The following is a 15,544-nucleotide window of genomic DNA, read 5'->3' as shown; positions in this document are numbered from 1 at the left end:
CATGGTCGTACCGGCGCCGGACCTGCCCGAGCGGGTGCGGATCTACGAGGTCGGCGCGCGTGACGGACTGCAGAACGAGAAGCGGACCGTGCCGGCCGAGATCAAGGCGGAGTTCATCCGCCGGCTCGCCGACGCGGGCCTGACCACCATCGAGGCGACGAGCTTCGTGCACCCCAAGTGGGTGCCCCAGCTCGCCGACGCCGAGCAGCTGTTCCCGATGGTCAGTGACCTGCCGGGCGTCGCGCTGCCGGTGCTGGTGCCCAACCAGCGGGGCCTTGACCGGGCACTGGCGCTCGGCGCCGACCGGGTCGCCGTGTTCGCCAGCGCCACCGAGTCCTTCGCCAAGGCCAACCTCAACCGCACGGTGGACGAGTCGCTGGCCGTGTTCGCGCCGGTGGTCCGGCAGGCGAAGGACCGGGGCGTGCACGTGCGCGGCTATGTGTCGATGTGCTTCGGCGACCCCTGGGAGGGTGCCGTCCCGCCGCACCAGGTCGCCCGGGTCTGCGCGGCCCTGCGGGACATGGGCTGCGACGAGCTGAGCCTCGGCGACACGATCGGCGTGGCCACCCCGGGCCATGTGCGCGAACTGCTCGGCCTGCTCACCGAGGAGGGCGTGCCGACCCACATGATCGGCGTGCACTTCCACGACACCTACGGCCAGGCGCTCGCCAACACCCTGGCAGCCCTCCAGCACGGTGTGACCACGGTGGACGCCTCCGCCGGCGGTCTCGGCGGCTGCCCGTACGCCAAGTCCGCCACCGGCAACCTCGCCACCGAAGACCTCGTATGGATGCTGCACGGACTCGGCATCGAGACAGGGGTCGATCTCGGCCGTCTGACCGCCACCAGCGTGTGGATGGCCGCCCATCTGGACCGGCCCAGCCCGTCCCGTACCGTCCGCGCTCTCTCCCACAAGGACCAGTGATCAGCATGGACCACCGTCTCAGCCCCGAGCTGGAGGAACTCCGCCGCACGGTGGAGGAGTTCGCGCACGACGTCGTGGCGCCGAAGATCGGCGACTTCTACGAGCGGCACGAGTTCCCCTACGAGATCGTCCGCGAGATGGGCCGCATGGGCCTGTTCGGGCTGCCGTTCCCGGAGGAGTACGGCGGGATGGGCGGCGACTATCTGGCGCTCGGCATCGCCCTGGAGGAGCTGGCCCGGGTGGACTCCTCGGTGGCCATCACCCTGGAGGCGGGTGTCTCGCTGGGCGCGATGCCCCTGCACCTCTTCGGCACGCAGGAGCAGAAGCGCGAGTGGCTGCCCCGCCTGTGCGCCGGCGAGATCCTGGGCGCGTTCGGCCTGACCGAGCCGGACGGCGGCAGCGACGCCGGGGCGACCCGCACCACGGCCCGCCTGGACCCGGACACGGACGAGTGGGTGATCAACGGCACGAAGTGCTTCATCACCAACTCCGGCACGGACATCACGGGTCTGGTCACGGTCACCGCGGTCACCGGCCGCAAGCCGGACGGCCGCCCGGAGATCTCGGCGATCATCGTCCCGTCCGGCACGCCGGGCTTCACGGTGGCGGCGCCCTACTCGAAGGTCGGCTGGAACGCCTCGGACACCCGTGAGCTGTCCTTCCAGGACGTGCGGGTGCCGGCTGCGAACCTGCTCGGTGAAGAGGGGCGTGGCTACGCCCAGTTCCTGCGCATCCTGGACGAGGGCCGCATCGCGATCGCGGCGCTCGGGACGGGGCTGGCCCAGGGCTGCGTGGACGAGTCGGTGAAGTACGCGAAGGAGCGCCACGCCTTCGGCCGTCCGATCGGCGCCAACCAGGCCATCCAGTTCAAGATCGCCGACATGGAGATGAAGGCCCACACGGCCCGGCTGGCCTGGCGCGACGCCGCCTCCCGCCTGGTGGCGGGCGAGCCGTTCAAGAAGGAGGCGGCCCTGGCCAAGCTGTACTCCTCCACGGTCGCCGTCGACAACGCCCGCGAGGCCACCCAGATCCACGGCGGCTACGGCTTCATGAACGAGTACCCGGTGGCCCGCATGTGGCGCGACTCCAAGATCCTGGAGATCGGCGAGGGCACGAGCGAGGTCCAGCGGATGCTGATCGCCCGGGAGCTGGGGCTCGTGGGCTGAGGGCGACGACCGACGGCCCGGACACCCGTGAAGGGGTGTCCGGGCCGTCGGCGTGCCCGGGACTCACCGGGTCACGGACCGTGCGGTCGCCGGGGTCACTTGCGCCGGGTGAAGCGGACGTCGAGGCCGCAGGGGGTGTCGGGGTCGTCGGTGGCGCACAGGGTCTTGCCGTCGTCGACGACCGCGAGGAGCAGGGCACACTGCCAGGACTTCCGCTCGAAGCCGAGACCGATCCATGAACCGGACTTCGTCGTCTTCGAGACCTGGGTGCCGGAGTCGCCGTCCGTGAAGAAGCCCCAGCTGCCCTTGGAGGGGCCGCCCGGGCACTTGCTGTCCGCGAGCTTCCCGGAGTCGAGACCGGACGACGTGAACGTCCGGTCGGACGAGAAGGACAGCGCTTCGCCGTCGGCCCCCTGCCACCGGCCGACGATCCGGTCCAGCGGTACCGTCGCGGTCTCCTCGGACGCACACGCGGCGAGGAGCAGGAGCGGTACGGCGAGGACGGCGGCGCGGCGGGGACGGGTCAGCATTCTGAGCACGTTTTTCATCCTAGAGGTGGGGCGGGACCCGGGGGGCCGGGGTCCGTCGGGACCCCGGCCCCCCGGGTCACCGGGGTGCGCCGGTCATTCGAGCCAGTCGGAATAGTTGACGCAACTGTTGAGCGGCCACTTCTCCTCCCAGGAGAAGTCCTCCTTCACCGCGGCGCCGAAGGTGTCGGTGAACGCGGGGTTCCAGGACCGGGGGATGACGTGGGTCGCCGACCGCCAGTCGGATGTGTTGTTCACGTGGAAACTCAGCGTGACGGACTTGTCCTTCTTGTTGATCGACTTGATCTGGGCGGATCCGCTGTAGGAGCCGAGGAAGGCGTCCGCCTGGTTCTCCGTCCCCAGACCGCCGTTGGTCAGCACGCCGAGCACGTCGTTGGCCGCTCCGCGCAGCGAGTTGAAGTGGTACCAGGGGCTGCCCGGATCAGGGCCCTTGTCCTGGTACACCAGCGGCGCGGCCTCCTTGGCGAAGGGAGCCTTCATCCCCTTGTCCCGGGCCTGTCCCACGAGCTTCGCCCGCAGGTCGGAGACCGTCGGGTCGACCGCCAGGATCGCCGTGAAGGCGTCGCCGCCGCGGAAGTCCTGGTGGTCGCTGAGCGGGTAGCCGCCGCCCCACAGCCAGCCGAGGAACAGCGAGCGCGAGTGCTCCCACTGGTTGGCGGCCTTCGGGTCCGAGGTGATGCCCCAGTCAGGGATGCCGGCGAACAGGTCGACGGGCTTGCCGATCGGATTGAACGGCAGGTCCCACGACTTGGTGATGTAGTTGTACGTCGCTCCCGGCTGCCAGCGCTGACCGCTGCCGACCCAGCCGCTGGAGCCGGTCGGCGCGGTGCCGTAGCCGCCTCCGCCGCCTCCGCCCCCGGAACCGATCGTGTCGATCACGGCGCCGAGCACACCGAGCACACCGCCGAGGACGCCGCCGAGCACGGCGCCGATGGCCCCGAGGATGCCGCCGAGGCCGTCCGAGGTGCCGCTCGGGTCGGAGTTGGTCACCGGAGTGTTGCTGGCGTAGGCGTACCCGTTGAGCGTCTGCGGCTTGTCCGGTTCCAGCAGCGGGTCGACGCTGAGGAACCGGCCGGTGGCCGGGTCGTACTGCCGGGCGCCGAGCTGGGTGAGCCCGGTCGTCGTGTCCGCGGGCTTGCCGAGGAAGCCCTTGTCGTCGGGCCAGCTGCCGGACGCCGTGCCGCGCGGTGCGCCGAAGGGCGCCGTGTAGCGCTTGACGTAGGCCAGCGTGTCCGAGGCGATCGCGAGGCTCGACGTGCCGTGGTTGTCGCCGGCGAGGAAGCAGAGCTTCGTGCCGGTCTGCCCCGGGGTCGAGGTGCGGACGCCGATGACGGTCTCGCCCGCCTTGTAGCTGCGGGCGCCGGACAGCGCCTTGGTGGCGCCGTTGCCGCTGACCTTGAGCCGGACCTCGGTCGTGCCGAGGTAGAGGACGGTCTCGCCGTCCGTGGTGGTGGGCCGCCGGACGAGCAGCTCCCCGCCGGCGTCGTACAGGTAGCCGGTGCCGGTCGCGGGCTTGCCGCCGGCGGCGGGCTCGCTCGCGGAGGCCACGGCGCCCTCGGCGTTCCAGACCAGGGTCTGGGTGCCCTGCGTACCGGGCCTCGTCTCGGTGTTGCCGGTGTTGTCGTAGGTGTACGGCACCGTCTTCGAGCCGCTCACCGTCGAGGAGAGGGCGTGCGGCTGGCCCTTGGCCGTGCCGTACTTGTAGTCGGTGGTGACGTCACCCGAGGCGCTGTGCTCCACCTGCTGGGAGCGCAGTCCGGAGTCGTTGTACTGGTAGCTCGTCCAGTACGGGGCGGCCCCGCCGAGGTTGGCCGTGCTGCGGCCGGAGGCGGCGCAGTCGGCGGTCTTCGGCGTCCATGCCTCGCTCAGCCGGCGGTAGCCGTCGTAGGCGAAGCACTGGTAGTCCTCCTTGCCCGCCCCGCCCAGCGTGGTGCCGTCGAAGACGGACGTGATGTTGCCGGCGTCGTCCTGGCCGTACTTCAGCTCCTGGAGCATGTAGCCGTGCACGTCGTCGGTGACGTACGACCGGGTCAGGCGGCGGGTGCCGGCCTCGTAGTCGTTGTTGAGATAGACCTTCTTCGCGTTGGTGGGGTCGGTGGCCAGCGTCAGCTGGCGCGCGTCACCGAGCGGCGAGTAGGCGACCCCCTGGAGGTAGCCCGTGGTGCCCTTGGCGGTCTGTACCTGGCCGAGGGCGTCGTAGGTGTACGACACGGTCTCGGCGGGCAGCCCGGCCACGGCGGGCGCGGCGGCCTGCTTCACGGTGCCGTCGAGGTTGTAGCCGGTGGAGAAGGACAGGGTGCTGGGCACACCCGCGGCGACCAGCGGGTCACCGGAGGGCAGGACCAGCTTGTTCCCGGTCACCTTGTAGAGGGCGTCGAAGGCCGTGACCTGCTGGGTGTACGCCTTGCCGGTGACTCCGCCGTCGTAGCGCACGGCCGTGTCCTGCTGGCCCTTGGCGAGCTGGTCGAAGGTCCAGGCCGCCAGCTTGTTGCCGTCGGTCTTGGACGTCTGCCACATGCCGGTCTTGCGACCGAGGACGTCGTACTCGAACAGCAGCGACTTGCCGCGACTATCGGTGGACTTGACCGCCTGGTCCAGCTCGTCGTACTCGGTGACGGTCTCGCCCTTGTCGGGGTCGGTGACCGACACCTGACGGCCGAAGAGGTCGTACTTGTACGTCCACGCGGACTTGTCCTGCGCGGTGATCGTCTTCTGCCGGTCCGCGCCGTCGTAGCCGTAGAGCGTGGTCATGAAGTCGGTACCGGTCGGCTTGGGTCCGGCGTAGTCGCGGCGCTCGACCGTCTTGCCGAGCGCGTTGGTGACGACGGCACCGGCCGAGCCGCCCGCCGGGGCACTGGTGAGGACCGTGTCGCCCAGGTAGGTGGTGTCGACCGACCACTTGGCGACCCCGTAGGTCCTGGTGGTCGCCTTGACCGCGCGCCCCATGCCGTCGTAGACCGTGTCGGTCTGCTTGGGCGCCTGGCCGCCGTCGATCTGGACCAGTGTGCCGGAGGGGGCGGACTTGTCGTCCCAGATGTCCGACTGGGCGGTCACGGCCAGGCCGCGTCCGTCGTACAGGGTCTGGGCGATGATCCGGCCGCCCACGCCGGACGGCGCCTGCACCTGGCGGGTGCGCAGCAGGGAGTCGTAGATCTCGTAGGTGGTGTTGTAGCCGGAGCCGTCGCCCTTGATCGAGGCGCTGGACACCCAGGGCAGCGAGGTCGACTTGACGCTGTAGCCGTAGACGTAGTTGGCGGACTTGTTCAGGGCCCGGGAGCGGTTGGGCAGCCACACGCCGGTGACCCGGCCCAGGCTGTCGTACTCCGTCTCGGTGACCTTGCCGTTGGCGTCGGTGACCTTCAGGTCCGCGCCGGTGGCGAAGTCCTTGGCGGTGACCGTCTGGAACTTCTTGGCGTTGCCGACCGTCGTCCTGGTCAGCGGGCCGGCGGCCGGCGGGTCGTAGGCCGTGGTGGAGACGGTCACGTCGTCGGCGTTCTTGACCAGGGTGGGCCGGCCGAGCGCGTCGTACTCGGTGACGGCCGTCTGCTGCCACTGCGGCTGGTCGTCGCCGCCGTACCCCTGGACGCGGCCGGCCCAGCGGGCGTCGCCCTTGGTGGGCTTCTGCGTGGGCGACCAGGTGAGGGTGTCGTAGGCGGTGGCCTTGTCGGACACCACGTCACCGGCACGGCTGTGGTCGGCGGGCAGATCGAGCGCCGAGTCGGCGACCGAGCAGGCCCTGGCGACGATCCGGGTCCGCGAGACCAGCGCGATCAGTCCGGTGTCCTCGTTGCGGGCGTACCAGGTGCGGGTGCACTTCTCGTCGCCGGTCACCGAGTCGTCGCCGCGGTCCTCCACGGTGACGGGCATGCCGTAGTCGTCGTACGTGGTGGCCGTGGTGCGCACCCGGTCGTACGGCGTCAGCTTGCTGGTGATGCGGTTGCGGGCGTGGGAGGCACCGACGCGCAGGTAGTACGCCTCGGTGTCGGCGTACGACTTGTGCTGGGTGGCCGTGCGCTTGGACCAGGGGTCGTTGACGGTGCCGGACACCTCGTCGGCGCCGTCGTAGGAGACGGACTCCCGCGTGAAGCCGGCGTACTGGTCGGAGTCGGTGATCTCGGCGGCCTTCACACCGGTGACCGTGACGGTCTTGCGCTTGTCCGGGTCGACGGTCTTGCCGTCGGAGCCGAGCACGCGGTCGCCGTCCATGCCCCGCAGGAACACCGACACCGTCTTGGACTGGACGCCGTCGGACGGGCCGGTGAGGTGGGTGACCCGGCTGAAGCCGCGCCACTGGGACCAGGTGCGCTCCTTGGCGGGGGTCAGCGGGTCGTCGTTGTAGTGCCAGGCGCCGCCGCCGGAGTACTGGTAGGTGTGCTGCACTGCCTCGGAGCCGCCCAGCGGGTCCGTGGTCCGCACCGCGCTGACCGGGTACTTCTGGAACCAGTCGAGGATCGGGGTCTGCTCGCCGTTGGGCGACCAGTAGACGGGGTAGCAGCGCTTGGTGTTCTCGTCGGGCTGCGGCATGGTCTGCCCGGCCACGCAGTCGGCCGGCATGTAGTCGACGATCGTCTGCGCGCCGGTCTCGGACACGATCGTCTTCAGCCGCGGCCGTTCGAAGGACAGGATGTCGTCGCTCGGGCTGTCCACCCGGTTGGGCAGGAAGACGTGCGAGAACTTGACCGGGTCGAGGGCGATGTCGGTGCCGTGCTTGCCGGTGTGCCTGATCTCGTCCAGCCACAGCGACTGGTCGGTGGAGTCACCGGTGTCGCCCGGGTCGAGGTAGAGCTGCTTGAGTTCCCAGCTGTCCACGGGCGCGAAGGCGGGGGTGGCCGCCGCCGCGTCCCAGGCGTAGGTGCTGACGCCGGTGAGCCGCTTGCGGGTGAAGAACGTCGGGCTGTCCAGGTACGGGCACTTGTCGCCGTCCTTGCAGATCCGGTCGAACGGCACGTCGGGCCAGTTGTCCCGGGTGTCCTCGGTCAGCGAGTCGCAGCCCGTGCCGGAGGCGACGCAGCGCTCGGCGTAGGAGAGGACGACCTTGTGCGAGGCGGCGGGGGTGGCGGAGAACAGGGCCCCGGCGCGCTGGCCGTAGCGGATCTCCTTCAGGTAGCCGCCACGGGTGTACGGCGTACCGGTGTTGTCGTCGCCCAGCAAGTCGTAGTTGTTGGTCTCGTCCTCGTACCAGTACGACATGGCGTTGCCGTGGGTGTCCTCGACGTAGTCGAGGTTCCAGCGCCAGGCCTGCTTCTTGTCGCGGCCCGAGAACGACGTGCCGTCGGAGTAGCCCGGTTCGCCCTCGTCGTCACCGAACACGGGGACGGTCCACACCGACTTGGTGCGGTCGTCGGTGCCCGCGCCGTCGAGCTTGTTCAGGCCGAAGACGTACTTGGTGCCGTCGCCGGTGACGACGGTCCAGTACTCGCCGTTGTCGTCGCCGTTGGACGCGCCGGTGGAGTGCGTGACCTTCGAGGCGTCGTCGTTCTTCAGCCGCCACTCGCCGGTCGTGTCGTCCTTGACCAGCTCGGTGGCCTTGCCGTTGAGCACCAGCGAGGCGTTGTCGTACTTCCAGCACAGGTCGTACTTGCCGTCCTGGCCGTCGTCGTCGCAGGAGCCGTACTTGCGCTCGACGTACGACGAGGTGATGTCGAAGCCCTCGCCGACCTGGGTGCCCTGGTTGTTCGTGGTCGCGGTACGGCCGTCCACGCTGCCCGAGTCGTAGGAGATCTCCAGCTGCGGGGCCGGTCCGGCGGCGGCCTGAGGCGCCTTGAGCGGGTAACTCCAGGTGAAGGTACCGGAGCTGTTGCCGGCCTCCCAGGTGGAGGACGCGGACAGCGGGGTCGCCTTGTAGTCGCCGTCGGCGGAGGCGCTGCCGGCGGCCACGGCCAGCATCATCGTCTGCCCGCCGGCCAGGGCGGCCGGCGCGGACCCGGTGGACTTCGCGGCGGGCTTGGCGGAGGCACCCGCGCTGAACGCCAGGTCCGCGGTGACGCGTTCGGTGTCACGGGAGTTGACGGTGCGGACCGGCGTCGCGGAACGGCACTTGCCCGTCTTCACCGAGGCCGGATCGGCGGCGCAGTCGGGCAGGCGGAGCACGGAGAGCCGGCCGGCCCAGTCACCGCCGTAGGCGGAGGCGAAGTCCGAGTAGTCGATGCCGAGCCTGGCCCGGCCACCGCCCCGGGGACCGGTCACCTTGAGCACGACGCCCTTGACGCCGAGAGCCCTGGCGGTCTTCTGGTCCAGCACCTCGACGGAGACGGAGGCGGCGCGCGGCTTGCCCCGTCCGGCCGGCGGGGCGAGGGTGACGGGCAGTCCGCCGGCCTCGGCGTTCGCGGCGCCGGCGGCGGGCAGGGTCAGCCGGGTGGTGCCGTGAGCGGGCCAGGCGGTCTTGCGGGCCCGGTCCTTCTCGGCGCGCGCGGCGGCCTTGCGGTCCGCCTCCGCGGCGGACTTCACGGTCGCCGCGGACCTGGCGTCGTTCCTGGCCTTGAACGGCACCACGTCCTGGGCGTGCGGCGCCGACAGCTCGGGGCGGCCCAGCGGGTCACGGTCGGCGGCTATCGCCGCGGCGGGCGCGAGCAGACCGGGCAGCATGCTCAGGCTGACGATCGTGCTGACCCGGCGCAGCCAGGGCACCCGGGCGGGCCCGGTGCGATCCGGTACGAGCCGCACCGGTGGTCGATATGGCATGGAATCCCTTGTCTGAAAAGGTCAAATGGGGTGCAGCGCGGGGCCCGGCGTGACGGTGTGTGCAGGGCCCGCGTGGAATCGGGACGCGCTCATCGGCGCGCGGACGCGTCCGGCCGGCCCGGGCGGGTTCTCCGCCCGGGCCGGCCGGTGGCGGGTCAGCCGTCGAGGACCTGCGAGCGGATCTGGTCGGCGGTCATCGCGCCGGTCCACACCCGCAGGGTCTCCAGGGCGCCGGGCAGGTAGTGCCCGGTGGTGCCGCCTTGGCTGCCGCGGCCCACGGAGAGGGAGCCGGAGCCGTACTGCGGGGCGGTGAAGCCGGCCGCGCCCTCGGAGGGCTGGTCGAACTCGCCGACGTACAGGTGGAGCTTGCCGTAGCGGGTCTCCGTCTTGGTGGCGTCGTTCGGGTCGGTCCACTCCCAGGCTTCCTGGGCGTCGAAGACGCCGGTGACCTGGACCCAGGTGTCGGTCTCGGCGACGTCACCGGCGGGCACCTCGGCGCTCTGGGTGACCTTTCCGTCGCTGCCGACGGCGGTGCGGGTGAACTTCCACTGGTAGACGCCGTCAGCGGGCTTGACCACCCACAGCGCCCAGGAGGACTCGCCCGCGCCGGCCTGCTGCGCGGCGACCTGGGCCTGGTAGCCGACCGGCTTGCCGGCCAGCTTGGCGGCGTCGAGCCTGACCCGGGTGGAGACGGTGAAGGAGCCGCTCTCGTCCACGACCGGTCCGGTCATGGCCGCGTAGCCGGTGCTGCCGTCCAGGACCAGGGCGTTGTTCTCGCCGTCCAGGGTGGCGCCGGAGCCCGACAGCGTCATGTTCCCGACGCCGTACGACGAGACCTCCTTGACCTGGGTCCCGGTGGAGGCGCCCGCGTCCCAGGCGGCCACCAACTCGTTGGCGGGCACGCCGTCCTGCAGCAACTGCGCCTGCTCGGCGATCTCGTCCGGGGTCAGCACGCGCTGCCAGACGTTGACCTCGTCGATACGACCGCGGAAGTGCTCGCCCCACGTACCGCCGACCAGCGAGCGGCCGATCTGCAGACCACCGGTGGAGACCCAGGGCTGGTAGGCACTCGACAGCGAGTTGAGCACCACCGGCTTGCCCTGCGGCCGGCCGTTGACGAACAGCTGGATGGTGTCGTTCGTCTTGTCGGTGTCGTTCTTGGTGTCGAAGACCGCGGACAGGTGCGTCCACACCTTCAGCGGCGGGTTGGTGGCGTCGCCGAGCGAGCGCAGGTAGACGGGGCTGTCCTTGACGTCACCGGCCGTCCGGTTGAACACCCACTTCTTGTAGCTCGCCGAGTAGTAGAGGGTGAACGCCGACCCGTAGGTGCCCGGAGCCGTCATCACCACCCGGGTCTGTGAGGCGTCCGTGAGGTAGACCCAGCTGGAGACGGTGAAGGAGTCCTTCGTGTTCACCGCCGGTGCGGCGGTGGCCGCGTAGCCCTGCTGCTTGGCCGGGTCGGTGCTGTCCAGCCACAGGGAGGAGTCGGCGTCGCCACGGCGGGCCAGCGAGGACCATCCGGCGCCGGCGGTGTAGAGGGTGGCGTCGTGCCGGGTGCCCTCGGTCGCGGTGTCCTTGGCGAGGGTCGCGGTGGAGCCGGACTGGGCGTCGTCGAAGTGCCAGGTGCCGGTCGGCCCGGCCGCCGGGGCCACCTTGAAGGTGAACTCGGCCGGTGAGCCCCAGCGGTTGCGTACGTCCTTGGCCTCGACCGACAGCACCTGCGTGCCCGACAGCGACGGTGTCACGTTGCCGACGGTGACCTTGGACCCGGTGACCTCCTTGGTGTCCTTGGCCGACGTGGTCAGCAGCCGCCAGCGGTAGCCGCTGATGTCCTTGTCCGCGGCGTTGGGGGCGAAGGTGAAGCTGCCCGGTGTACCCGGACCGCCCTTGCCCTCGCAGAGGTTGGCCGTGCACTGGGTGTACGGGGTGCCCGTGGTGATGGTGGGGGCCTTCGGCGCCGTCGAGTCGATCTTGAAGTAGCACCAGGAGGAGTACGACGAGAACAGATCACCGGACTTGCCGCCGTAGGACCAGTGCGACTGGGTGCGCGAGCGCAGCCGGTACAGGCCGCCGTCGGCCCGGTTGGAGGTGCGCAGCTTCTCCAGGGTCTCGTCCGGGTCCCAGCCGCTGTCCGGGCGGTATCCCGTCCACACCTCGTGCCAGGCCGCGTCGTCCCCGCGTTCCACGACGAACTCCGCCTGCAGCGAGCCCTCCTCGTCACCCAGGTGCGCCTCGACCTGGGTCTGCACCCGGGCCTGGACCATCGGGTCGACCCGCGTGACGATGAGCGGGTCGGAGGAGGACGTCTTGCAGTACGCGGTGGTGCCGTCGCCCGGGATCACCCCGACGCTGCTCGGCACACCCGGCTTGAAGGCGTAGTTCACCTTGAGCTCGGCGTTGTCGTCGAACCGCTTCCACGCCTCGGGGTCCGACTCGTCCTTGGCCCGCAGCATCAGCGTCAGCCGCGAGATCTTGCCGTCGGCGAAGCTGCGCACGGTGGAGGCGAGGTTCTCGTCGGACTCGTCCGGGTTGTCGTTGAACTCGATCCACTCATCGGGCTGGTCCGGGCTGCACTGGGTGCCCCGGCCCGCCGAGACCAGCCGGTCACCCATCTGGTCCAGCTGCGACGGCCCCGGCCACCGGGTGCCCTCGGAGATGTTGTCGGTGCGCTCCAGGTCGACCCACTTGGGGTCGCAGCTGAAGGACCACGTCTCGTGGGCACGGAAGGTGGCGTCCAGGATGTACTTGCCGGCCAGCTTCGAGGGCGAGAACTCGAAGTACATGCGGTTGGTGTAGTTGCTGCCGCAGTAGTACGGGCCCGACACGCTGCACCGGCCGACGCCGTAGTCACCGTCGAACTGCCAGAACTTGTCACCGTCGGAGGACAGCACGGTCCGCTCCGACACCCCCAGACCGACCGAGGGGTCGATCCGCACCGGGTACACGGTGTCGTCACCGCGCAGCAGCCCCAGGTCGGGCTTGACGCTGACCGAGTCACCGGTGACCTTCACCGGCATCACCGCACTGGCGTCACCGGCACCGGGCTGGGTGCCCTCCTCGACCGGATCGGGCACCTCCCCCGAGGCGGTGCCGGCGGCCTTCGCGGAGTCCGCGGCGCCCGTGCCGGCCACGGCGACCCGTGCCAGTTGGGTGTGCGCGCCGTCCGCGGCGTCCGCGGTCCGGCCCGCGGAGTCCCACATCTGCCCGGCCGGGCCCTTGAACACGGTGTTGCCGTCCGCGTCGACCGCCCGCAGACCACCGCCGGCACCCGGCGTCAGTTCCAGGTCGGTCGTCGAGGCCGACAGCCGGATCTGCTCCAGCGCCGGATTGGCCGCCGCCTGGGCGGACTTGACGACGAGCACCTCTCGGTAGCCCTCCGCCGTGGCCGTCAGCTCCAGGTCGACACCGTTCAGCACCTCCGGGTACACGGCCCTCGCGCCCTCCAGGCGCGGCTCGGGCAGCTTGCCCGGCCAGTTCAGCCGCAGCGAGCCCCGCTCGTTGCCCAGGCGAACCATGCCGGTGTCGCCGCCCCCGGAGAACGACAGGTCCACCACCGCGGCCCTGGGGCCCACGGTTCCGTCCGCGTGCCGCACCAGCGTGGCGTCCACCGGGTCCCACGAGCCGTCTTCGTCGTGCACCCGCTGGGGTACCGCGGACTGCGTCAGCGTGAACGTGCCGTCCGGGTTCGCCATCGTCGTCGAGTACTCCGTCCGCTCGGCGGTGACCTCGACCTGCTCACCGGTGGCAGCCGCGCGGGCGGCGGCGGTGCCGTGGTCGAGTCCGGCCCGGCCGGCCGCGGCCGTCGCCGTGCCCGCGAGCGCCGCGGCGCTCGCCGTGAACGGCCCCAGGGACGCGAGGAGGGCCATCGAAGTGACGCCCGTCGTCAGGGCGAGCACGCCTCGACTTCGTCTTCGTCGTTCCGTTATTTCACGTATGTGCAACCGCATTGGCTCATCTCCCCCACATTTTCATGTGATCTTCATAAGGCCGGGATATTCAACACCGGCGTGATCACGGGGACAAGGGGGAGCGATCACGATCGCAATGCAGCCGGGGGGCGACCGTTCGACCCGGCCCCGGGCCCTGGACAGCAAGTGAGGTTAGGCTAACCTGACCTCTGAACTCGTCCGGCGGGCAGACCGCCCCGTTCGAAAGCAGTCATACCCATGTCCCAAGCCCGTGCCACCCACTTCACTCGCCGCGGCATCCTCGCCGCGGGAGGCGCCCTCGGACTCGGTGCCGCGCTCGCCGCCTGCGGGGACGACAAGGGCAAAGACAGTGACTCCGGCACGGCCGCCAAGAACGGCGAGTCGGGCCCCTGGGCCTTCAAGGACGACCGCGGCACGGCGGTGAAGCTGGACAAGGTCCCCGCGAACATCGTCGCGTTCACCGGCGTGGGCGCCGCGCTGTACGACTACGGCATCCAGGTCAAGGGTGTCTTCGGCCCGACGAAGACCACCGCGGGCAAGCCCGACGTGCAGGCCGGCGACATGGACATCAGCAAGGTGACGGTCCTCGGCAACACCTGGGGCCAGTTCAACATCGAGAAGTACGCGTCGCTCGCGCCGGACGTGCTCATCTCGACCATGTTCGACGACGCCGGCACCCTCTGGTACGTCCCCGACGAGTCGAAGAAGAAGATCGCCCAACTGGCCCCCAGCGTCGGCATCTCCGTCTACGACCGCCAGCTCACCCAGCCGTTGCAGCGCATGTGGGACCTCGCCGCGTCGCTCGGCGCGGACATGAAGGCCACCGAGGTGACCGGCGCCAAGAAGCGGTTCGAGGACGCCGCGGCCCGGCTGCGCGCCGCCGCCAAGGCCAAGCCCGACGTGAAGGTGATGGCGGGCAGCGCCAGCGACCAGCTGTTCTACGTCTCCGGCACCGACCTCTCCATCGACCTGGAGTACTTCAAGGCCCTCGGCGTGAACTTCGTGGAGCCGCCGGAGAGTGCCAAGAAGCAGGGCGGCGGCTGGTACGAGTCGCTCAGCTGGGAGAACGTCGACAAGTACCGGGCCGACATCATCATGATGGACGACCGCACCTCGGCCATCCAGCCCGCCGACATCACCAAGGCGACCTGGAAGAAGCTGCCCGCGGTCAAGGCCGGCCAGGTCATCGCCCGCTCCCCGGAGCCGATCCTGTCCTACGACAAGTGCGTGCCGCTGCTCACGAGCCTGGCCGAGGCCCTGGAGAAGGCCGAGAAGGTCGGCTAGGCGCTTCGCCGCGAGGACCGACCGAGCGCCGGGTCCCTCCTCGCAGCCGTTGAACTGCCGGCCGGCCGTGGCCGGTCGCGCCCGGTACGACCCCGCGCCCCTCCGGGGCGCGCCCCACCGCCCTCTGGAGCCCCCTCAGGAGCCGCAGATGACAACGGCCGTAGCCGCCCCGTTCCGTTTCTTCTCCCTTCAGGTCGTACGGACGAGGCGGCTCGGCCCGTCTCTGCTCCGGGTCACCTTCGCCGGTGCCGATCTGCACGCCTTCCGTTCCGACGGTCATGACCAGTCGCTCTCACTGTTCCTGCCGCACCCGGGCCAGCCCGAGCCGGTCGTCCCGCTGGAGCTGGGCGACGGCTGGTGGCAGGGCTGGCGTGAACTGCCGGACGACGTACGGGCGGTGATGCGCTCGTACACCCTGCGGGCCCTGCGGCGGGACGCCCTGGGCCACACGGCCGAGATCGACATCGACTTCGCCCTGCACGGCGTCGGGCCCGGCGCCTCCGCCGCGCCCGCCGGCCCGGCCTCCCGCTGGGCCGCGCGCGCCGCCGCCGGCGACCGGGTCCTGCTGCTCGGACCGGCCGTCGCCGACAACCGCGCGATCCGCTTCCGTCCGCCCGAGGGCACCGACCTCGTCGTGCTGTGCGGCGACGAGACGGCCGTGCCGGCCGCGACCGCGATCCTCGAGTCGCTCCCCGCCGGGACCCGGGTCCGCGCCTGGCTGGAGGTCCCGCACGCCGGTGACATCCAGGACGTACGCACGGAGGCGGACGCGGAGATCACGTGGCTCGTACGGCACGACGGGTCCCCCACGGCCGTCGACGCCGTACGGGCCGCCCGGCTGCCGGAAGCCGAACGGCCGTACGTGTGGATCGCCGGCGAGTCCGGTCAAGTCAAGGCGCTGCGACGGTACTTCGTCGGAGAGCGCGCGGTGGACAGGCGGCGCGTCATCTTCGTCGGCTACTGGCGGCAGGGAATGACGGAGGAACAGCTCCGCGCCGCCGAGTAGCCCGG

The 15,544-nt window shown here is 70.7% G+C and carries 7 protein-coding genes; 4 read left to right on the top strand and 3 right to left on the bottom strand.

The window, feature by feature from the left end; genetic code table 11:
* Window position 1 precedes the first annotated feature (1 nt).
* Window positions 2–925 (top strand): hydroxymethylglutaryl-CoA lyase, encoded by a 924-nt coding sequence (locus tag ACIGYR_RS08445; RefSeq protein WP_399596539.1) that lies wholly within the window; start codon window positions 2–4, stop codon window positions 923–925.
* 5 nt (window positions 926–930) lie between these two features.
* Complete coding sequence (locus ACIGYR_RS08440; RefSeq protein ID WP_391845265.1) at window positions 931–2,091, top strand: acyl-CoA dehydrogenase family protein; 1,161 nt, start codon at window positions 931–933, stop codon at window positions 2,089–2,091.
* Between the two features lie 95 nt (window positions 2,092–2,186).
* Here the strand turns inward: ACIGYR_RS08440 and ACIGYR_RS08435 are convergent, their stop codons facing one another.
* The 3 genes from ACIGYR_RS08435 to ACIGYR_RS08425 form a co-directional block, all read right to left on the bottom strand.
* A complete protein-coding gene (locus ACIGYR_RS08435) occupies window positions 2,187–2,621 on the bottom strand; it encodes a hypothetical protein (protein ID WP_399596540.1) in 435 nt (144 codons plus the stop codon).
* Window positions 2,622–2,714: 93 nt separating this feature from the next.
* A complete protein-coding gene (locus ACIGYR_RS08430) occupies window positions 2,715–9,320 on the bottom strand; it encodes an RHS repeat-associated core domain-containing protein (RefSeq protein ID WP_399596261.1) in 6,606 nt (2,201 codons plus the stop codon).
* A 155-nt stretch (window positions 9,321–9,475) separates the two neighbouring features.
* Window positions 9,476–13,186, bottom strand: coding sequence for a LamG domain-containing protein (locus ACIGYR_RS08425; RefSeq protein ID WP_399596542.1), 3,711 nt, complete (start codon window positions 13,184–13,186; stop codon window positions 9,476–9,478).
* A 300-nt stretch (window positions 13,187–13,486) separates the two neighbouring features.
* Between ACIGYR_RS08425 and ACIGYR_RS08420 the strand changes: the two genes are divergently transcribed.
* Window positions 13,487–14,533 carry an ABC transporter substrate-binding protein gene (locus tag ACIGYR_RS08420; protein ID WP_399596263.1) on the top strand — a complete coding sequence of 349 codons (1,047 nt, stop codon included), beginning with the start codon at window positions 13,487–13,489 and terminating at the stop codon, window positions 14,531–14,533.
* A 148-nt stretch (window positions 14,534–14,681) separates the two neighbouring features.
* Window positions 14,682–15,539 carry a siderophore-interacting protein gene (locus ACIGYR_RS08415; RefSeq protein WP_399596264.1) on the top strand — a complete coding sequence of 286 codons (858 nt, stop codon included), beginning with the start codon at window positions 14,682–14,684 and terminating at the stop codon, window positions 15,537–15,539.
* Window positions 15,540–15,544: the final 5 nt, after the last annotated feature.

The organism is Streptomyces sp. NPDC053076, from assembly GCF_044546845.1.
Classification (GTDB): domain Bacteria; phylum Actinomycetota; class Actinomycetes; order Streptomycetales; family Streptomycetaceae; genus Streptomyces.
Note: the sequence above shows the minus strand (reverse complement) of the source record. Positions and strands in the feature narration are given on the sequence as shown.